A 20,112-nucleotide genomic window follows, 5' to 3' on the forward strand; every position below is an offset into this window, starting at 1 on the left:
TTCTCTTACTTTTGATCCTTGTAACGAAGTGGATCTATGGAAAACAAGGATTACTATGTTCATTCGTCTGCCTGGATAGACGATGGTGCACAAATCGGCAAAGGGACCAAGGTCTGGCATTTTTGCCACCTTATGCCCGGTGCCATCATCGGTGAAGGTTGCAGCCTTGGGCAAAATGTGTTCGTGGCTTCAGGGGTGCAAGTCGGCAACCGCGTCAAAATCCAGAATAACGTTTCCCTGTACGAAGGGGTCATCTGTGAGGACGAGGTCTTTCTTGGCCCGTCTATGGTATTCACGAACGTTATCAACCCGAGGTCTGCGGTAGAACGCAAGTCAGAATACCGGCAGACCCTCATCCGCAGAGGCGCTTCGATTGGTGCGAATGCCACCTTGCTGTGCGGGCATACCATCGGTGAATACGCCTTCGTTGCAGCCGGGGCAGTCGTAACCCGGGATGTGCCTGCCTACGCATTGGTAGCAGGTGTGCCTGCCCGGCAGATTGGATGGATGAGTGCACAGGGCGAACGCCTTCATTTCGGAGCACAAAAAGAGGCCATCTGCCCCGCCACCGGAATCCGATACGTAAAATCTGAAACCGGCGTCCGCCCCCTTCCCTAACTCAATCTCCACACCATTATGACGTACAATTTTGCGCTCATCGGAGCGGCAGGCTATGTTGCGCCCCGCCATATGAAGGCCATACAGGATACCGGCAACCATCTCATTGCTGCCCTCGACAATAATGATTCCGTTGGTATTATCGACTCGTATTTCCCGGAAGCAGCTTTTTTTGTGGAGTACGAGCGTTTTGACCGGCATCTGGAAAAGACCAAGCGGGAAGGTACTCCTCTGCACTACCTCAGTGTCTGCTCGCCCAATTACCTGCACGATGCCCATATCCGCTTCGGACTGCGGCACGGAATGGACGTAATTTGCGAAAAGCCGCTCGTCCTCAACCCCTGGAATCTCGATGCGCTGGAAGAAATTGCCGCTGAAACCGGGCAGTCGGTCTTCAACATCCTTCAGCTACGGCTCCATCCCAATGTGCAGGCACTACGCCAACGCGTAAGAGCAGCCCCAGCAGACACCAAATACGATGTAGACCTGACCTACATTACGGCACGGGGCCATTGGTATTACGCCAGCTGGAAAGGCGCGGAAGATAAATCAGGCGGGATCGCGACGAACATTGGTGTCCACTTTTACGATATGCTCCAGTGGATTTTCGGGGCGGTACAGCAAAATACGGTCCACATTCATACCCATGACCGGGCGGCGGGCTTTCTGGAGTTCGAAAGCGCCAGGGTGCGCTGGTTTCTCAGCATTAATGCCGATACCCTGCCCGAAGAAGTGAAAGCTACCGGCGGGCGTACCTTCCGCGCCCTGACCATCGAAGGGGAGGACTTTGAGTTCAGCGGAGGATTTACTGACTTGCACACCCAAAGCTATCAGGCGGTACTCGATGGGAAGGGATTCCCCCTGCAATCGGCCCGCCCGGCCATTGAAATCGTGCACGATATCCGGCATCAGCAGCCCGCAGGCCTGACAGGCGATTACCACCCTTTAGCAAAACTGACACTCGCCCCTCATCCATTCCAACGGTAAGCTGAGGTTTGCTATTTTTGCGCCATCACCAACTGAAGCATCATGAACAAACTACCTTTTTTTGTTGCGCTGGCTTTCCTCATTGGCTGTGCGGGAGAGCCCAAGTCCGGTTCAGAAACAGAGACGGAAGATTTGGAAACAGCCCTGCCCGGCACCTGGGAGTCTGTATCGCTGCGTGTAGATATTAATACGGTAGACGGTACCGATACCTCCTATGTATTTGAGGTACGGGAAGAAGAGTGGGTCCAACGCCTGGGCGTCAAGCCGGTCAGAACCTATTATAAGACCGATAATAAATACGATCAGGTCTTCACCAGTATGACCGATACCATTTTGAGCACTACCCGGGGCATGTGGAATATTTTTGGCGACACCCTGATGATGGTAGAGCCCAATGCCACTTACCACTACGAAGCCGTCATTGAGAACGGCTTGATCACCCTGAAAGCACAGCTGGACTGGGACGGAGACGGAGAAGCAGACGATGACTATCTGGGCGTGCACCGTAAGGTCAGTTCCGCTACAGAATAACCCGGCTGATGCTTTGAGAAAACCGATCATCAGGACATTGGCCAGCGAACTATTCGGCATTGACATACTAAACGGAAGGTAAAAACAGTTCTTTCCCCAACTTCAATTAATGCTAAAACAGGATGAAACAAACAACCCTCTTCGCCTTACTCCTCCTCACCAGTTTTACCTTTTCGGCTTGTAATAAAAGTAAAGTGGAAAGCCTGGAGCAGCAGGTCAAGGAAAAAGACAAGCAAATCCAACAGCTTGAAGACCAGGTAGACAACCTGCAGTTCACCAACTCCAGCCTGCTCGACCGTATGTCTGACTTGTCCATTGTGAGCAAGGAGGGCGCTACCAGCATCCGGGAATCCCTGGAGAACATCAACCAGCAGTACCAGTTTATTGAGGACCTGACGACGAAAATGCAGCAAAAAGATTCTCTCAATCTGGCGCTCGTACTCAACCTGAAGCGGTCCCTTTCTGACCTCAACGATGAGGATGTGAAGGTAGAAGTCCGGGGCGGTGTGGTGCATATCTCCATTTCCGACCAGCTCCTGTTCGGCTCAGGCAGCTCAAAGATTACGAAGCAAGCCAACGAGGTGCTCGCTAAAGTAGCGATGGTGGTTAGTGACCACAGAGACCTCAACCTTATGGTGGAAGGGCATACCGATAATGTGCCGATTGCCAACAGCTGCGTCAAAGACAACTGGGACCTGAGCGTGAAAAGAGCTACTGCTGTGGTACGGGCATTGGAAGAAGAACACTACGTAGACCCCACGCGCATGATTGCAGCCGGGCGGGCAGACAAACTGCCCAAAGCGGATAACGATACCGAAGCGGGGCGCAGCCTCAACCGCCGTACCGAAATTGTCATCATGCCGCGCCTCGACCAGTTCTTCCAGCTTTTAGAGCCGCCGGTTGTCGCCAATTAGAGCGTGTTGGGACTTTTATCTTCTAGTCGAAACCCAACCATTTTTTGATTAGACGACCTGCCTGCCAAACGGGTTTGCCAGGTAGGCAGGAAAGTGTCCCGGTGCACTGGGACAGACCGATTACTAAAGTCCCAACACGCTCTTAATGCCTATTTTTTCAAATACTCCGAATACAACTGGCCATGACGGTACGCTTCCATGACATGGCGTACCGTCGAGGTCAGGTTTTTAGGCAGGTCCTCCAGATAGAACCACTCCGCCTCCTTGAATTTGTGGGTCTCCTTGGCCTTGAGCTCTCCTTCCCAGCGATAAGCTTTGAAATAGAGGACAATACGGTGCTCATTTCCGTTCACCTTGTGCAGTAGGTGGGCCAGCTCCAGGTCTTCCTCCCTGAGGATAATACCGGCTTCCTCAAAGCTTTCCCTGATCAAAGCCTGACGGGCGAACTCACGTGACTCTACCGTACCACCTACCAGGGTGTAGTTGCCGCCGTTTGGTTTGGTCTGTTTGAGGAGCAAAATCCGCCCCCGGTGGTAAAGAATCAATCTGGCTTTAAAGGAAATCTGTGCGTCTGCCATAGAGATAATAGGTATTTCGATTGCGTCCAGGTAACAGGATATCCACTGCAAAAAGGTCCCATTCGATCATAATCAGACAGTAAGATACGCCAAAAACGGCTTCTCTTTGAGTTTGTTGACTTTTTTCCAGCCCGAGCAAGTTAGAGCTTGTTGGGGTTTTACACTTTGAGCTGCCCTTGCCAAACTTCGTTCTGCTCTTCGTAGTTAAGGCTAAAACTCGGGTTTCCATGCCTCTTCTAACCCAAAAACTGCTAGTTTTCAACTAGAAGACCCAAATCCCAACCTGCTCTAAAATAGTCATCCGGCAGGGGAATAATTAGAAACAGCCTCTTTTCAGCGGCGAAAAATTTATTACCTTTGTGATACAATCGTATCGGGACTGCAAATCTGTTATTGGTTCTCCGGGCGTAAAACCTGGTTAGCCACGCCTATAAAACATCAAATACGCTGTACGAAAGTGCAGCCTATCGTGAGCAAAAAGCAAGCTTATATGCGATACGAGAACGTACTGGCAACTATCGGCAATACGCCACTTATCCACCTCAGCCGGATTGCGAAAAGCCTCCCGGCAACCGTTTACGGAAAAGTTGAAGCTTACAATCCCGGCCAATCGGCAAAAGACCGTACAGCTTTATTTATGGTGGAACAAGCCGAACTCAATGGGCTAATACAGCCCGGGGATACCATAGTCGAAGCGACTTCCGGCAATACCGGCTACAGCCTGGCTATGATTTGCAGCCTGAAAGGCTACCGCTGCGTCCTGACTGTCTCAAGCAAGGCTTCTCAGGAAAAACTATCCCTACTGAAAGCTATGGGTGCCGAGGTCATCGTCTGCCCGGCGGATGCCGCCCCGGAAGATCCCCGCTCCTATTATTCCCGTGCCAAGCAGCTATCTGAGGACATCCCTGGTGCTTACTACCTGGCCCAAAACTTCAACCTCAATAATTCCCAGGCCCACTACGCTTCCACCGGGCCGGAGATATGGGAGCAGACCGAAGGCAAAATCACCCACTACGTATGCTGTGCCGGCACCGGTGGTACGTTATCAGGTACCGCCCGATTTCTGAAGGAAAAAAATCCGGACATCAGGATCATCGCGGTTGATGCATACGGCTCCGTACTCAAAAAATACTGGGAAACCGGCGAATTCGACCAAAGTGAGATTTACCCATACAAAGTGGAGGGCCTGGGCAAGACCATCATTCCCGGCAACGTTGCCTTCGATCTGATCGACGACTTCATTAAGGTTACTGACCGCAGCAGCGCTCACCGGGCCCGTCAGCTGGCGCGTCAGGAGGGTCTGTTGGTAGGCTATTCCAGTGGCTCAGCAATGCAGGCGGTCTTTCGCCTCAAAGGGCAGCTCAAGCCAACGGATGTGGTTGTTGCCCTCTTCCCTGACCACGGCACCCGCTACCTTGGCAAGATCTACAACGATGAATGGATGAAGCAGCAAGGCTTCCTGCAACAGCCGATGGTCAACGGTGAGCAGCCGCATCCGGCTATGGAGCATGAGGACTCTTACACCCGCTACCGCAAAATTTACCGGGTCTACCGCATCAAGTACAAGCGTTACCTCCGGCAAACGCTGAAGGCCATGAGCTAGCATCTTCCAGCTTTCTCCCCCTCTGGAATAACAAAGCGCGGAGCAGCCAATGGCTGCTCCGCGCTTTCCGTTGGTAGAATGGCCCGGCTTACGGCATCAGGCTCTTGATCCAGTACAATCCAATAGGGTTATTGAGCGCATCCTTCCAAAGGGTACTTTCCGTCCAGCGCTGCCGCTGCTGCCCGGCATCTGACCCTCCACTTTCAGCGGCGAGGAATTCGGCCTGAGTTTCCCAACTGATTTTCTGATCTTCATCCAGTTTGGCGTTCAGTTCCGCCACCGGGCCAGAGAGCATCGCGTCGAATGACGCCCGCGTTCTGACCATTGCTTCGTGGATTCGATTGGCTTCCTTACGTTGGCTTTCGGAAGGTTCGCCGGGATAGGAACTGATGTCGAAATAAAGGGTGCCCATTTCTTCTCTCAGACGGCTGCCCTCATTGACGTAGCCATCGCCCCCCAGAAATACAAGACGGTTCATTTCTGCTCCAACTGCCGTATTGATTGTCTTGGCGAGTTCCTGCAACTTTTTCTTGCGGAGCTCCATGTTTTTGGTGGCCTCTTTTAATTTAGCCAACACATGATAGATATAAGCAAGTTCCTCGGTGTCATTATAGACCTGCATGAGCAACTCCCGCTGTGCCGCCCGTTTCTCCACGGTGTAGATATCCTCTTCTTCCGTAGTGAGTTCAAACTCCGTTTCGTAAGTCGTCTTACCCTTGATCAGCTTAACCTGATAGGTACCCGCCGGAAGACTGGGGCCGGAAAGGGTGCCAAATAGCGCCATGCGGTTGTCGCTCGGGGCAGCCTTGGGTTTTTCGATGGTCGTGGGCAGGCTCACCACATTGAGGCCCGCTCCTTTACCAGCTGGTAGCGTGCGGAGCAGTTCGCCATCTTTCCAGATTTCGACGTACATTTTGCCGAACATGTGGCGGCGCTGATTATAGTACATCACTCTGGCTGCTGTGCTGGGGTTAGGGCCCACAAAAGTGCCACTTCCACCGAAGTCTCCGGTGCCCAATGCGGTGCCATTGCCGAGGTAGGCGGGCTTTGTTTCCAGGAAAACGAACTTATTGGCCGTTATTTCCGGAGTAAGTTGACGCAATGCCTCCAAGTCGTCGAGGATGATAATCCCCCGTCCGTGGGTAGCCATTACCAGATCCGCTTCCCGTTCCTGAATGACCATGTCCCGAATGCCAACTCTAGGTAGATTATTACGGAAGGGTGCCCAGCTGGTACCGGCGTCCAGGCTGATGTAGAGCCCAAACTCAGTCCCCAGAAAGAGCAGGTTCTCATTGACCAGATCCTGGCGGACACTCAGGGCGTAACCACTGACGTTGTCGTCGCACAGAGCACTCCAGGTCTTACCTCCATCCCGGGTGACATAAAGATAGGGCGTCATGTCTCCGGTTCGGTGGCCGTCGAAGGTAACGAAAGCGGTATTCGGGTCATGGGGGCTGGGTTCCACGAAAGTGACCCAGGTATTCGCTGGCAGGTTGGGAAGGTTGGCGTTAAGCAGGGTCCATGATTGCCCCCCGTCTTTGGTAAGCTGAAGGTTGCCGTCGTCGGTACCGACCCAGACAACCTCCTTATTCAGGGGGCTCTCCGCAACGGTGTAAATAGTCGTGTGGTTCTCCGCGGTTGAATTGTCGATACTGAGCCCACCGCTCAGGTATTGTTTTTGCTTTTCCGGATCGTTGGTAGTCAGGTCGGGGCTGATGCGTTCCCAGCTGTCACCGTCGTCGGTACTGCGGTAAAGGTACTGAGCGGCGAAGTACAAGCGTTTGCCATCTTTACTGATGAGCAGCGGAGCATTCCAGTTGAAACGGAGCGGATCTTCCCCGGCGGTAGCGTAGGGAGGAATGGCCTTCGCCCGGCCGGTGCGTTCGTCAAACCGGACCAGCTTTCCACCCTGGTATTCACTGAATACAATATGTTCCTTTTCCGGGTGACGGAAGCTGTAAAAGCCGTCTCCACCAAAGGTTTTCTTCCAATCAGAGTTTGTGATGCCCCCACCGGAACGACTGGGGCCAAACCAGGAGCCATTATCCTGCAAACCGCCGTACACCCGGTAAGGCTTCGCATGGTCCACACTGACATGGTAGAACTGGGAGAGCGGCAGGTTCATCCACATCTTAAAGGTGTAGCCGCGGTCCAGGCTTTCGTAGACGCCCCCGTCCGTAGCGACAATGATATGCTTGCTGTTATCCGGGTTGAACCAGATGTCATGAAAGTCGGAGTGGACAGCGTTGTCAAAACTTCGCCAGGTTTTACCAGCATTTTCGCTGATGATACCATTCAAGCCGCACTTGGCCACGATGCTGTCGTTGGAGGGGGCAATGGAGATCTTACTAAAATAGAAGGGCCGAATAGAAGTGTTCCAGTTCAGTCCTGTCATCTCCCAGCTTGCACCACCATCGGCACTGCGGTACATGCCTTTGGTTTCCTCGGTACCGGTTTCTACACTGGCATAGACGACCTGTCCGTTGCCGGGAGCAACCGTCACGCCGATCCGGCCAAGTTTTTCGTTGGGCAGCCCGTTGGTCAGCTTTTCCCAGTTGACGCCGCCGTCGGTGGTTTTGAACAATCCGGACGCCCCATGCAGCCCGGAATCGAAGGTCCATGGCTGACGCCGGTGGCTCCACATAGCGGCAAAAAGTACGTCCGGGTTGTTGGGGTCCATACTTAGACTGGCCGCGCCGGTATCTTCGTCGATGTAAAGAATGCGTTCCCAGCTTTCTCCACCGTCGGTTGATTTATAGACGCCACGTTCTTCGTTGCTGTCCCAGAGGTGGCCGAGTGCGGCTACGTAGACGACCCTGGCGTCTTTGGGGTGTACCAGGACATCGGCAATGCGCTCGGTATTTTCGAGCCCCACGGATGTCCATTTGATGCCTCCGTTAGTACTTTTATAGACGCCGGTGCCCACACTGACGCTGTTCCGGGGCCAGGGCTCTCCGGTTCCAATGTAGACCACTTGTGGATCAGAAGGCGCGATGGCGATATCTCCAATACTCTGGGTGTGATCATCGAAAACGGGAGTAAAAACGCCACTGCCAGAGGTGGTCCGCCACACACCGCCACCGGCGGCGCCAACGAAAATATTAGTGGGGTCCTGAGGATTTACCGCCAGGCAGCTTACACGGCCACTCATCACCGCAGGGCCAATTTGGCGTGCCCGCAAGTCTCCGAACAAGGCGGTTGTAGTGCTAAATTCTTCCTGGGCGGACAGTAAACTCAGGCAGCCTAGGAGCAGCGCAGTCAGGGTATACTTCATAACTTTTGAAAGATAAAGGGCTTACCAGGAGACGAGACCTACCGGCTTGTGGCCTGGTCAGACCAGTGTGCATGGCACTTACGTTCTGCGGCAAAATTGCTTAGAAAAGTGTCCAAAAAAAGAAGGGGAGAACAGACCAGCAATAGGGCTGAAGCCAACACTCCGTCCGTCCTTCCCCCAAGAGCAGATGCTCTGAAAAACTATTTCTCCTCGGGCATAGAGAACATTGCCTGGTCAACTTCAGGGTTGATAATCACCTCTGTGATGGTGACTTTCTGGATGCTCTGCCCGTTGAATTTCACGTCCAGGAACATAGGCATCATTACGTCTTCCACCTCTTGGTAATCACTCATATAAGTTTCCATCATGGCACCTTTCTGAGGACCGTCTTTGATTGGCGAGGCCATCATGATGGGAATCATGTATTCCTGGTCAAAGTAGTAGATGTGGTTTAAACCTTCCTCATTCGATACCCGGACCCCGTAGGTTGGTGTCCCCTCGATTTCTTTGCCTTCCACAGCTTCGAGCTTAAAGCCGCGCTCCTCGGAGTCAATAAACTCGGACAGGAACTTCTGGTCTTTGGCCTGCTTAGATTCTTCGGGCGACATTTCGGTGGGCTTCGTGATCCCCTGGAAAGGCATTACCTGCCAAGCGGTTTCCCCGTCAAATGCCTGAACCATCTTCTGGCCCTGAACGTCTACTTCCAAATAGGATTTGTCCCCTTTTGCGGTCGTCATTATCATAGGGAACTCCATGCCCTGCATACTGGCTTTACCCTTGTATTGGGTAGCTTCGATGGCCTTCCAGGCATCAACACCGCCCGTGGCTTCCACGAAGGCATCCCCGATTTCGCGGGGAGAAGGCACATCCTGAGCGACAGCCTGGCCAATAAATACAAAACAAAAGGCTAAAAGGGTGAAAATATTCTTCATGTCTCAATTGGTATGTTCCGCAGGCACTGCTGCCACGAAAAGATGATTAATTAATTAGACTTGATGCGTCGGGGATCATTGCAGGGTTAAAATGGCTCTTTCCTTCCCACACTATGCTTTTTTTCAGTCACTTAGCTCGGGCTAAGCTCCGAAAAAAAGCCTTCGCGTGGTTGAAAATAGCTCATTTTTCCCACTACACTGACCCGACGCATCAAGTCTATTGCAAATATAGACCGATAATTAGAACGGGGCCACGGGAATAGATGAACTCAAGTAAAATATCGATACAGGAGGCCTTTCAATTTTGAATGGTGGGAAGGGAAGCGGAAGTAGCGCCCCAATTTCTCCAAAATCCGTACCTTGGCAATCCCAAAAAGAAGAAAAGACCGCATGGACGAATTACAACAACTACGCGAAGCCCTCAAGAGCGCTCCTGACAATCTACCTTTAAGAAAGCTACTGGGCAACGCCCTCATGAAGCACGACCGGCACGAAGAAGCCGAAGCTGAATATAAAGCCGCCCTCCGTATTGCTCCGGACGACACCGATCTGAAAATTGGCCTGGCAGACGCCTTCCGTGCACAACAGAAGACCGGCTCAGGACTGGTCCTTATTGAGGAAATGGTAGAAGCCCCTACCCCACCGGCTAAAGCGTGGCTGATTTACGCGAAGCTCCTCCTACAAAGCCAACAGGCAGAAGCGGCCAAGGAAGCCTACGAAAATGCCATCGCCATCAATGAAAAACTCAGCGATGCCTACCTCGAGTCAGAAATCAATATGCAGATTAAGGATCAACCTGAACCCGAACGCATCAAGCTGAAAACAGGTAGTGCCGAAGAAGAAGATCAGGACAAAAGCATAGACATCGAGCGGCCCGATACCACCTTTGAGGATGTAGGCGGTATGGAACAGGTCAAGGAGGAAGTACGCATGAAGATTCTCCACCCGCTGAAGCACCCGGAGATCTATCAGGCGTACGGCAAGAAAATTGGCGGTGGCATTCTACTGTATGGCCCTCCCGGCTGCGGCAAGACACATCTGGCACGCGCTACAGCGGGCGAGGTCGGCTCTAACTTTCTGGCCGTAGGCATTAGTGACATCCTTGATATGTACATCGGGCAAAGCGAGCGCAACCTGCACGCCATATTCCAAAAAGCCCGCAGCCTCAAGCCCTGCGTTCTCTTTTTTGACGAAGTGGATGCCCTGGGCGCCAGCCGGTCGGATATGCGCCACAGTGCCGGCCGGAATGTCATCAATCAGTTCCTTTCCGAACTAGACGGCGTGGAATACGACAACGAAGGTGTACTGATACTCGCCGCAACCAATGCCCCCTGGCACCTCGACGCAGCTTTCCGCCGGCCAGGCCGTTTCGACCGTATTATTTTTGTACCGCCACCAGATGCCGAAGCCCGGGAAGCCATCCTGAAGCTCAAACTTAAAGGCAAGCCCGTTAGTGAGCTGAATTACCAAAAGCTGGTCAAAAAAACGGGCGAATTCTCCGGGGCTGACCTGGAAGCAATTATCGACCGTGCTATTGAGGGCAAACTGGAGGAAGCTATCCGCAAAGGCGTACCGGAGCCGCTACAAACGAAAGACTTTGAGCAGGCCATCAAGCAACACCGCGCAACGACCAAAGAGTGGTTTAGCACCGCCAAGAACTACGCCCTCTTTGCCAACGAAGCCAGTATTTATGATGAAATCCTCGATTACCTCAAGATCAAGAAATGACCAATATCCACCTCGAACGGGGCAAGCTGCTCCTGGCTCAAAAACGGCTGGCTGATGCTGAACAGGAGTTCAAACAAGCCCTGAGCCAATCGCCAAATGATGCCTACGCGATGGCCTGGCTGGCCGAATGTTACCTGAGCAGCAAGCGCTATAAAGAAGCTTTGAACCTGGGCGAGCGGGCCATGGGGCATGCGCCTAATGACCCCTTCCTGCTCTACACGATGGCGAGGGCCTATTTTTATAATCAGGATACCCGAAAAGCCCGGGAAATGATCCGGCAGGGGCTACAACTCAACCCAGCTGACTCGGATTTTTTCCTGCTACTGGCTCATGTGGCTTTCTACGAAGAGAAGTGGCAGGAAGCTTTGAATGCCGCTGAGCAAGGCTTGGAACAAGACGCCGAAAATGTCAGCCTGGTCAATATCCGCGCGCAGGCCTTGGTCAAGCTCAACCGCAAAGCCGAAGCCGCTCAGACCATTGACTATGCCCTGCATAAAGCCCCCGAGGACAGCTACTCCCACGCCAACCGGGGGTGGGTGGCTATTGAGCAAAACCGTTTCAAGGAGGCACAGCAGAACTTTCGGGAAGCCCTTCGGCTGAACCCCAATAACGAGTATGCCCGCTCGGGCCTTAAGGAAGCCATCAAAGGGGAGAACATCTTCTACCGCGGCATCCTGAAGTATTTCCTTTGGATGGCTAAATTGAATGAACAAAACCGCTGGGCGGTGGTCATTGGTGCGTATATCATCTACCGGGTGGTACTGGGTGTGGCACGGAATAACCCCTCCCTGGCACCTTTGCTCTATCCGATTATCGCCTTGTACGTATTGTTTGCGCTGTCTTCCTGGATTGCAATCCCGATAGCTAACCTATTCCTACGCCTTCATCCTATTGGTAAGCACGCCCTGACAGAAGATGAAAAAATGGGCTCCAATATCGCTGGTGGCCTGGTTGGGTTATCAGTACTCTCCCTGGCGGGCTATTTCATTAGCGATGCCGGGCAACTGCTCTTTCTGGGCCTTGTTTTTGGATTGCTTCTAGTCCCTGCCGGTGGCACTTTCTCCGTCAGTGAAGGCACCAAAGCCCGGCGCTCCCTGACCATTTACAGCCTGGCACTGGCAGCTATTGGCATTATTGGAGCGCTCGTCCCCTCCCTCGGCAGTTGGCTGATCATTGTTTTCGCACTGGGCATATTCGCTTACGGCTGGGTGGCGAATTATCTGATTGGGCAGGATGCGAAAGCTTTTTGAGTGGATTTGGCAGAGGCCAAGAGTGGCCGATCCACTTACCCTTTCAATCTACCCATCACGCTCTTCCGGTACCCCTCACTAATCGGCAGGCGCTCCTTCCCAATCACCACCCGGTTGCGCTCTATGTAGTCGATTTTGGGAATGGATACGATATAGGACCGGTGGGTGCGAACAAATAAAGCTGGCGGCAGCACCTCTTCAAAATGCTTCATGTTTTCCAATGTCATGATACGGCCGGCCGGCGTGTGGATGGCCACATAGTCGCCCTGCCCTTCCAGATAGGCAATATCAGCGTAGTCGACGCGCTGCAGGCGGTATTCCGTTTTCACAAATAGGTAGGAGGTGCTCACTTCTGCCTCCTGAGCTTCTGAGGACAGACTCCTTTCACCGGTCTCCACCTTCTGCACGGCCTGGTAAAAACGGTCATAAGAGATCGGTTTCATCAGGTAATCCACCACGTTGTGTTCGTATCCTTGCAGCGCATATTGCTCATAAGCGGTGGTGAGGATGACCGGAAGGCGCTGATTCAGGATTTTCATCACCTGAATGCCGGTGAGCTCAGGCATTTGCACATCCAGAAAAAGCAGCAAATCCGTCTGCCCCTGCAGGTACTGCAAAGCCTCAATGGGGTTCGAAAAAGCCTCTGCCAATTCCATATCCGGAGTTTTCCGGACATATTCGGACAGCAACTGTATGGCCAGGGGCTCATCATCCACTATTACACATCGGAGCATAGGGCAATGGGGATTTTCAGGGTGACTTCGAATCGGTTTGGGGTTGCTTCGACGGCCCACTCATGCTGATCTTCATAAATCAAAGATAAGCGTTTGCGGATATTAGCCAGGCCGATGCCACCCACCTGATCCTTTTGCTGCACCCGCCGGGCATTTTGGGTGTGAAAGACCAAAGCCTCTGCTGTACGCTCCAGCCGGATGGCCACCGGGTGCTCCGGATTCCGCAGCTCGCCGTGCTTGAAGGCATTCTCCACAAAGGGGATGAGCGCAAATGGAGGGATGACCAGCCCGTCAAGGTTGTCGGATATCTCCAGTTTCAGCTGCACTTCGTACCCGTACCGCAGACGCTGAAGGCTGATGAAGTCCTCAATGTAACTCACTTCCCGTTCCAAAGGCACCTGCTCAGCATTCTCATACAAAGCGTACCGGAGCAGGCCCGTCAGCTTTTCCATGGCTTCGAGTGCCTTGTCTGATTTTTGGTAGACCAGGGTATAGACATTGTTCAGAGTATTGAAAAGGAAATGTGGATTGATCTGCGACCTCAAAAAAGCCAGCTCCGTCTTCTGGTTTTGAATCAGCAACTCCTGGCTTTGCCGCTCCCGGAAGCGGGAATACTGCGAGAAGTAAAACACAATACCTACGGCTGAAAATGGGATGGCGTAGTACAAATTGTCCAGCAGGTAAGCACCGGTGCTCATTTGATCGTAGTAGTTGTCAAAGCCAAACCAGCGCAGGTACAGCACCTCCTCAATCAGAAACCGAATAGCAGCGGTAAGTGGATAAACCCCAACGAGCAGTACACCAAGCAGTAGGTTTGGCTTACCCTTAAGCCAAAAAAGCACAGAATAGCAACCAAAGGCATACAGAATATCCGCAATCAGGGAGGACAACGACAGTAAGACCCCCTTATGGCTGGTCCAGGTATCCACAAAGCTTTGAATGCCATTGTTGGCAACATCGCTGAGCTCCACGTACACCAGAAAAAAGGCCACACTCCAGATGAGCAAAACGCCGTATTTAGGTTTCATCCCGGATCAATTTTAGGCTAAAACTAAGCAATTCATGGGCAGTATGCCCCCGAAGGATAGGCTGGCAGGGAGATTCTATCGGTGAATGCGCCGGATTGCCCGGTGAATGCCCACTGTTTTGAAATTTGGGATTGACCGGGGAAATCCTCCGGGTTACCGATTGCAATTGGAAGGTGGAAGGCGCACTCGCACTTTTGTAGCTGTCAGCCGCAAGCAACAACATTTTTAATCCAAAACATGCTCAACCAATGAAATATCTGTTCCCACTTTTAATCGCTTGTTTTCTGTTGCAAATTTGCACCGCCCAGGAGATGCCCTACAAGGGGCCGGACGAGTTTCTCATTGGCGACCGGCAGGTACCTCAGGTGCTGCTTATGGGTACCTGGCATTTTGCTTATCCCGGTTTGGACGAATACAAAACCAAAGAAGAGGATAAGATCAATATTTTCACACCCAAACGACAGGCTGAATTGCAGGAACTCCTGGATTATATAGCCCAGTTTCAGCCCACCAAAATCATCGTGGAATCGGGTGCCAACACCGGCTACCTCATGAACCGCTACCGCCGCTGGAAAAAAGGCGAAGAGGAACTTTATGCCAATGAACGCGATCAGGTCGGCATTCGCCTGATGGACCAACTGGGGCTGGATACGATCTACGGCTGCGATGCATGGGAGTTACTAGGCGATCTGCATGACAAAATTGGAGACTCGGAGGCCGATCAATACATTAAAAGGGTTGGCGACCGACATTACTTTGGGGGTAAAGATGAGTGGATGAAGCGGTATAATGAATGGTACGTTTACAGCGACAAACAAATGCCGCACAACACCCTGCTGGAAAACTTCCTGTACCTCAATCAGGACAAAGTCATCGATCGTTACTTCGGGGCGTACATTTCCGGAGGGCAGTTTGACTCAGAAGCCTTTGAAGGACCAGATGCGCTGTCCATGTTCTGGATGAACCGCAACCTGCGTATTTTCCATAAAATCCAGCAATTGGATATTCAGGACAATGACCGGGTACTTATTCTCTTTGGGGCCGGGCATATGGGCATCCTGCGCTGGCTATACGAGTGCTCCCCCCGTTATGAATTAGTAGAATTTGACAGCCTGAACGACTTTACCGTTCGATAAATCACCCGACTGACCATGTCCCGGCGACCATAAAGGCTGCCGGGCACTAATTCTACACTGATGAAATACCTGTTGTTCTTTTCCTTATTCGTGGTTTGGGCCTGTCAGACTCCCAAAACCAGCATCCCAACCTCAGCATTGCCCGTACTGGACAGTGCCTTTGTCGCATCCCATACGCACTATTTCCAACTTACGCCGGAAGGGTTTACCGGTGAAGGGGCTCAAACGCTCGAACAGGCGGTACAAGCTGCCCAAATCCTGGTATTGGGAGAAACCCACGGCTCCCCTACCCTGTCCCGCTTTGTGGAACAATTGGCCCCCATGCTCCGCACAAACGGTTTCCGGCACTTTGCGTGCGAAATCGGGCCTCATTCTGCACAGTACCTGGAACAACTGACCGAAGTACCCGAAAATATACCGGCCAACCTCGCCGCATTCTATGAGCAGTACCAGTTTAAAGCTATCGCTGACGTACCCATGCCCTTTTTTGAACTGCAGGAAGATGTCGCCTTTCTCAAGGCACTTCGCCGGGAAGGCTTTTCCATTTGGGGGCTGGATCAGGAGTATTTTTCATCGGTATTCTTTTTGCTAGATTGGCTGCAAAGCCAGTTGGAACCCGAGGACGTGCCCACAGCACTCCATCAAGCCGCCGTTGCCACTATCCGGGAGTGGATGATACAGGAAGATCAGGACGATGAAGGCTTCCCTGTATTTGGGCGCATTTTGCAAGAGCCAGCGGTACAAGCCTATTTCAGTGCCCTGGAAGCCCATTCCCCGGAAGCCGAAGCTCTGCTGAACGACCTGAAAATCAGCTGGGATATTTACGACCGCTACCGGGGCGGTGCCTCACACGGGGACCGGGTGCAGTACATCAGGAACAATTTTCAAAAACAGTACGACCGGCATGGAGCACCCAAAGTTTTTGTAAAAATCGGCCGGTTGCACGCCAGCAAGGTGAAATCAGGTGGGGAACTGGATCTGGGGGAACTCACCCACAGGCTTGCAAGCGAAGCAGGACAAAAGAGCACAAACATCGCGGTATGGAACCGGTACTACCATGATGAAAAAGGGGAAGTGGTCGATTTGCTCGAAACACGGAACCGATACTATAGCCAAAATCTGCCCCTGATCCTGCAAGCCCGGAAGGATGATTTTGCGCTGATTGACCTCCGCCCGATCCGGGAAGCGGTCGCTAATGGCCAGGTTGCTCCACCTGAATCGGAGCGCCTGCAAGCCTTGATAAACGGGTTCGATTATGAACTCCTGCTACCGGCTGATTATGCAGGCACCCCACTCGTGAAGCCCTAAAAGCAACCCACTATCGCAGGAAGCTCCGGATATCCTCCGCCGTGCGCGCCGGCCATTCCTCCATAGGCACATGCCCGGCATCCGGATAAATCAGGAGTTGACTGTTGGGCAGTACCTCGTCAAACCGGTACGCATCCGCCACGGGAATCCAGGCATCCTGCTCACCCCAGAGTATGAAGGTGGGAATGTTAAGTTCGGAAAGCTGATGGGGATCGGGCTGATAAGACTGATTTAAGCGCTGCACATAGGCCCGGCGGTTGCCCTCCCGCAGAAAGAGATCAAAGTACCGGTCCACCAGCGTATCCGAAATTCGGTCAGGATTGGCGTACACTTCCTGGAGAGACTTCCGGAAGAGGGCTTTAGGCGTAATGCGCTGCAACAACTGCCTGAAGACCGGCTTACGGGCCAGGCGCATAGCCAGTGGCATTTCCTGATCCCGGGGCCAGCCCGAGGCGTTCAGCAGGACCAGTTTTTGTACCCGCTCCGGGTATCTCAGAGCGTACTCCCAGGCAATCAAGCCGCCCAGAGAATTGCCGGCAAGGTGAAACTGCTTCAGCCCGAGCTTTTTGGCGAAAGCCTCTACAAAATCCACGTAAGCAGGGATGGAGTAATCCCCGTCCGGACGAGGGCCTGTCAACCCAAAGGCAGGAAGGGTGACGCTAATGACTTCAAAGGAATCCTGCAACTCAGCCGTCCAGCCCTCCCAGGTATGCAGGGTGGCCCCTGTACCGTGCAGGAGGAGCAAGACCGACCCCTCCCCTAACCGCCGGTAATGCACCGGTATGCCCATTATTTCTGTAAAGTCAGACTCGGGGTAAGTGTAAGCAGCCCGCAGGTCTTCTACCGGCTGCTCGGGGTGATAGTTCCAAATCAAGGGTGCCGACAGCAAAGCCAATACCGCAATCCACCACCATTTTTTCATACCCTCTTTTTACTGTTGACAAATGATGGGCAGTATCGCATCGTACCAGGTGACCAGTGCAATAGACCGCGCCAGGCGCAGGTCTGAGCAGGCTTCATTGTAGCGCTGCATATCCATATAGGCCTGCCCGCGCATGAGCAGGAACTCCGCGTTTTGGGGGAACATGCCGATGGCCTGCGTCAGTTTGGCAAGGCCCAGCTCCTGTTTTTCTTCGGCAAACAACTGTGCGCCTTCCTGTGCGAGCTTATTAGCGGCTTCGTATTCTTCCACCAACGTAGCACAGGAGGCCGCCTCCGGGATAAAGGGCAGGCTAAGGTCAAATGCGGCACTGACTGCTCTGCCTTCGTAGGTGGCTACATCCCATTTACCATAAGTAGAAGTTGCCGCATCCACTGCTTCGTACCAAAAGTCAAAGCCCAGATCGTTGTAGTCGACCAGATCGAGAATGCGGACCTCGCCGGAGGGGCGCACGAGTAGTTGCAACTCTACCCGCCCAACGATGCAGGTATCTTCCGGCACAGCGGGATATTTGAGGTTGTCCTCCAGATAAGCACGTAGCTCCTCTGCCCCGCCCGTAAAGTCAAGTGGGGTATCATAAACGGTATAAACCGAATCCCTGCCAACCATCGTATAAGGCAGCGCTTCTTCCAGCTTGAATTTAATAGGCAGGGTATACTGGAAGCGGACGGGAGTTCCTTCTTTTTGCGCAGGGACCCAGCGGATTTCTGCGTTATTCATGGCTTCCACCACCCGCAGCACTTCCGGGCCGGCGCCCCCGCCAATATCTTTCAGTACAGACAGGTTGGAAAGGCTGCCGTCTTTTTCCACCACAAAGGTAGCGACCACGTTGCCTTCCAGGTTTTGCTCCCGTGCCTCTTGCGGATAACGGATATTCCCGTACATGAACTCCAGCAACGACTGCTCTGCGCATTGCTGTATGACCGCCAGCGTCGTATCCAGCTCTTCACAGGCCGGAAAACGAGGCGGTCGTTCCAACGCCCGGTAAATAGTGGTATCCTCTACCGGTGCGTCCTGTGCGGTCAGTAGGATGGCGTTGAAACTCAGCGCCAGAAAAATCAGACAAATCCTCATAGCTTTTTTCTCTTTTAATTTTCACTTGCATTCATCCACTGCTCCAGGGTTTCCAGGAGCGCCGCCCGCTCTGCCTCGCTCATATTGCGAATACGGGCGCTGCCGTGGTCCTTGCCTTCCATGACGAACCACCTCGCATCTACTTTATCGGAAACAGGCACGCCGGTAGCAGTCCAGGTGTCAATGGTACCATAGATGTAGATCATCTCCTCAGCCTCGCGCTGCGTCCAGTTGTAGACCGATTTCACAAAAGCCGGGTCAAAGCTCATCGGAGCTTTACCGGGCATAAAAATAGCAGTAGGCTCTTCCTCGGTTATCACTTTGAGCAAGCCTTTGAATGGCTTCGTCTGAAACCCATAGTAGCCCATTTCATCACCGGCCTGCCAGTAGTGGGAAGCATAGCCGTTCATGGAAGCATCTGAGTAAAAATCCAGCCCGACTACGCTTACGAAATGGTCCAGCAATACCTCTAAATCTGCCCCTCCATCGGGGATGCCAGCACAGTCGTGCCCCAGTTGCCAGAAAGAGAAGGGGTACTCCAGTACTGCGTATTCAAAGGCTTGTTCCAGGCTCAGGTAGTTAAATTCCATCCCAGCACCTTTGGCGTGCCAGCGCAGTAGCGGTAGCAGTGCATCGCGGTTTTTGAGTACGCGCATCTGGACTTCACGAATGTCTTTTCGGCACTCCTCCGTGCCTACATTGGCCAGGAATTCATAAATCCGGTCATCGGTCAGCTCCAGGTTGAGGGGAGCAACGTATGGGACAGCTGCGGCCACATCATCAGGATAAAAATAGCGGTAGAAAATCGTCGTCTGCCCGCCTTTGCTGATGCCGGTGCTCACCCAGGGCTGTGTGTAGAGCTTCCCAAGCAGGGTACGGATATGATGCAAATCGGCAGTGACTTGTTTCAGGTTGAGATGGGTATAATCCAGAGAGTCTGGAGAAGAAGTCCCGAAATAGCGGTGCTCTACATCCACCTGATTCGCGTTTAGGTAGCCCGTGAGCTCGTACATGCGATTGGAGGGGCGCATGTAGCCCTCAGTAGCCATTACCATTGGGGCATCAAAGCCGCGGTGCGACAAATAGGCCCGCTGGTAGAAATGCCCTTTCCCCGGGTTTTCGTGGTCGATGGGTTGCCTGATGTGCAGCTCGTAGGCCGATTCGAAGCCGTCGGGCGCCTCTATGGACTTGAACAGCACATCGGGCAGCTCGTACAACCGTTGCTCCAAGGTGCTGAATTGGGTGTGGCCAATAAAAGGCAGGAAAAGTAGGAAAACAAAAAAAATCGTATTCCGCATGGTGATTTGGTTTTGGACTTGTCGGGCAAAAATAGAATTTTTGGCGGACATCGGTGCGACAGGCGCGGGCCTACATTTGGGAAACCGCCCTGGCTCCGGATGAAATCCGGCTGCAGGTATCTGTAACCCGGCATAATGCACGGAGTGAGCGTGACAGGTGGGCTGGTTTTGTACCCGTC

17 protein-coding genes are annotated in these 20,112 nt (G+C 52.8%); 9 read left to right on the plus strand and 8 right to left on the minus strand.

The window, feature by feature from the left end; all coding sequences use genetic code 11:
• The first annotated feature begins 36 nt into the window (after window positions 1-36).
• The 4 genes from RIC19_RS24675 (at window position 37) to RIC19_RS24690 (ending at window position 3,050) form a co-directional block, all read left to right on the plus strand.
• Window positions 37-618: an acyltransferase gene (locus RIC19_RS24675; protein WP_350181060.1), complete on the plus strand. Its 582-nt coding sequence runs from the start codon at window positions 37-39 to the stop codon at window positions 616-618.
• 18 nt (window positions 619-636) lie between these two features.
• A complete protein-coding gene (locus RIC19_RS24680) occupies window positions 637-1,605 on the plus strand; it encodes a Gfo/Idh/MocA family protein (RefSeq protein WP_350181061.1) in 969 nt (322 codons plus the stop codon).
• A gap of 42 nt (window positions 1,606-1,647) precedes the next feature.
• On the plus strand, window positions 1,648-2,136 hold the full coding sequence (locus RIC19_RS24685) for a hypothetical protein (RefSeq protein ID WP_350181062.1): 489 nt from the start codon (window positions 1,648-1,650) through the stop codon (window positions 2,134-2,136).
• Window positions 2,137-2,258: 122 nt separating this feature from the next.
• Complete coding sequence (locus tag RIC19_RS24690) at window positions 2,259-3,050, plus strand: OmpA/MotB family protein (RefSeq protein ID WP_350181063.1); 792 nt, start codon at window positions 2,259-2,261, stop codon at window positions 3,048-3,050.
• 149 nt (window positions 3,051-3,199) lie between these two features.
• On the opposite strand, the gene RIC19_RS24695 is transcribed toward RIC19_RS24690, so the two are convergent.
• The gene (locus RIC19_RS24695) at window positions 3,200-3,628 is read right to left on the minus strand and encodes an NUDIX domain-containing protein (RefSeq protein WP_350181064.1); all 429 of its coding nucleotides are present in this window, start codon (window positions 3,626-3,628) and stop codon (window positions 3,200-3,202) included.
• 490 nt (window positions 3,629-4,118) lie between these two features.
• Here RIC19_RS24695 and RIC19_RS24700 point away from each other — a divergent pair, with 490 nt between their 5' ends.
• Window positions 4,119-5,231, plus strand: a complete 1,113-nt coding sequence (locus tag RIC19_RS24700; RefSeq protein WP_350181065.1) for a PLP-dependent cysteine synthase family protein — start codon at window positions 4,119-4,121, stop codon at window positions 5,229-5,231.
• Between the two features lie 88 nt (window positions 5,232-5,319).
• Here RIC19_RS24700 and RIC19_RS24705 read toward each other — a convergent pair whose 3' ends face one another.
• Both RIC19_RS24705 and RIC19_RS24710 read right to left on the minus strand, forming a co-directional pair.
• Complete coding sequence (locus tag RIC19_RS24705; protein ID WP_350181066.1) at window positions 5,320-8,505, minus strand: WD40/YVTN/BNR-like repeat-containing protein; 3,186 nt, start codon at window positions 8,503-8,505, stop codon at window positions 5,320-5,322.
• A gap of 200 nt (window positions 8,506-8,705) precedes the next feature.
• Entirely contained in the window at window positions 8,706-9,437 is a 732-nt protein-coding gene (locus RIC19_RS24710; RefSeq protein WP_350181067.1) for a hypothetical protein, read from the minus strand.
• A 390-nt stretch (window positions 9,438-9,827) separates the two neighbouring features.
• Between RIC19_RS24710 and RIC19_RS24715 the strand changes: the two genes are divergently transcribed.
• Together RIC19_RS24715 and RIC19_RS24720 are read left to right on the plus strand one after the other, a co-directional pair.
• The gene (locus RIC19_RS24715; protein ID WP_350181068.1) at window positions 9,828-11,165 is read left to right on the plus strand and encodes an AAA family ATPase; all 1,338 of its coding nucleotides are present in this window, start codon (window positions 9,828-9,830) and stop codon (window positions 11,163-11,165) included.
• Window positions 11,162-12,415 (plus strand): tetratricopeptide repeat protein, encoded by a 1,254-nt coding sequence (locus RIC19_RS24720; protein WP_350181069.1) that lies wholly within the window; start codon window positions 11,162-11,164, stop codon window positions 12,413-12,415. Before RIC19_RS24715 ends, RIC19_RS24720 begins: the two co-directional genes overlap by 4 nt.
• A gap of 35 nt (window positions 12,416-12,450) precedes the next feature.
• Here the strand turns inward: RIC19_RS24720 and RIC19_RS24725 are convergent, their stop codons facing one another.
• Window positions 12,451-13,149: a LytR/AlgR family response regulator transcription factor gene (locus RIC19_RS24725; protein ID WP_350181070.1), complete on the minus strand. Its 699-nt coding sequence runs from the start codon at window positions 13,147-13,149 to the stop codon at window positions 12,451-12,453.
• Window positions 13,134-14,177, minus strand: a complete 1,044-nt coding sequence (locus tag RIC19_RS24730; RefSeq protein ID WP_350181071.1) for a sensor histidine kinase — start codon at window positions 14,175-14,177, stop codon at window positions 13,134-13,136. Before RIC19_RS24730 ends, RIC19_RS24725 begins: the two co-directional genes overlap by 16 nt.
• 248 nt (window positions 14,178-14,425) lie before the next feature.
• Between RIC19_RS24730 and RIC19_RS24735 the strand changes: the two genes are divergently transcribed.
• Both RIC19_RS24735 and RIC19_RS24740 read left to right on the plus strand, forming a co-directional pair.
• The gene (locus tag RIC19_RS24735; protein WP_350181072.1) at window positions 14,426-15,313 is read left to right on the plus strand and encodes a DUF5694 domain-containing protein; all 888 of its coding nucleotides are present in this window, start codon (window positions 14,426-14,428) and stop codon (window positions 15,311-15,313) included.
• 60 nt (window positions 15,314-15,373) lie between these two features.
• Window positions 15,374-16,621 (plus strand): hypothetical protein, encoded by a 1,248-nt coding sequence (locus RIC19_RS24740; protein ID WP_350181073.1) that lies wholly within the window; start codon window positions 15,374-15,376, stop codon window positions 16,619-16,621.
• Window positions 16,622-16,631: 10 nt separating this feature from the next.
• Here RIC19_RS24740 and RIC19_RS24745 read toward each other — a convergent pair whose 3' ends face one another.
• The 3 genes from RIC19_RS24745 to RIC19_RS24755 are packed head-to-tail and all read right to left on the minus strand — an operon-like array spanning window position 16,632 to window position 19,933.
• Window positions 16,632-17,543 (minus strand): alpha/beta fold hydrolase, encoded by a 912-nt coding sequence (locus RIC19_RS24745; RefSeq protein WP_350181074.1) that lies wholly within the window; start codon window positions 17,541-17,543, stop codon window positions 16,632-16,634.
• A 9-nt stretch (window positions 17,544-17,552) separates the two neighbouring features.
• Window positions 17,553-18,635 (minus strand): energy transducer TonB, encoded by a 1,083-nt coding sequence (locus RIC19_RS24750; RefSeq protein WP_350181075.1) that lies wholly within the window; start codon window positions 18,633-18,635, stop codon window positions 17,553-17,555.
• A 14-nt stretch (window positions 18,636-18,649) separates the two neighbouring features.
• Window positions 18,650-19,933 (minus strand): S28 family serine protease, encoded by a 1,284-nt coding sequence (locus tag RIC19_RS24755; RefSeq protein WP_350181076.1) that lies wholly within the window; start codon window positions 19,931-19,933, stop codon window positions 18,650-18,652.
• Between the last annotated feature and the right edge of the window lie 179 nt (window positions 19,934-20,112).

This window comes from Phaeodactylibacter sp., from assembly GCF_040219495.1.
Classification (GTDB): domain Bacteria; phylum Bacteroidota; class Bacteroidia; order Chitinophagales; family Saprospiraceae; genus Phaeodactylibacter.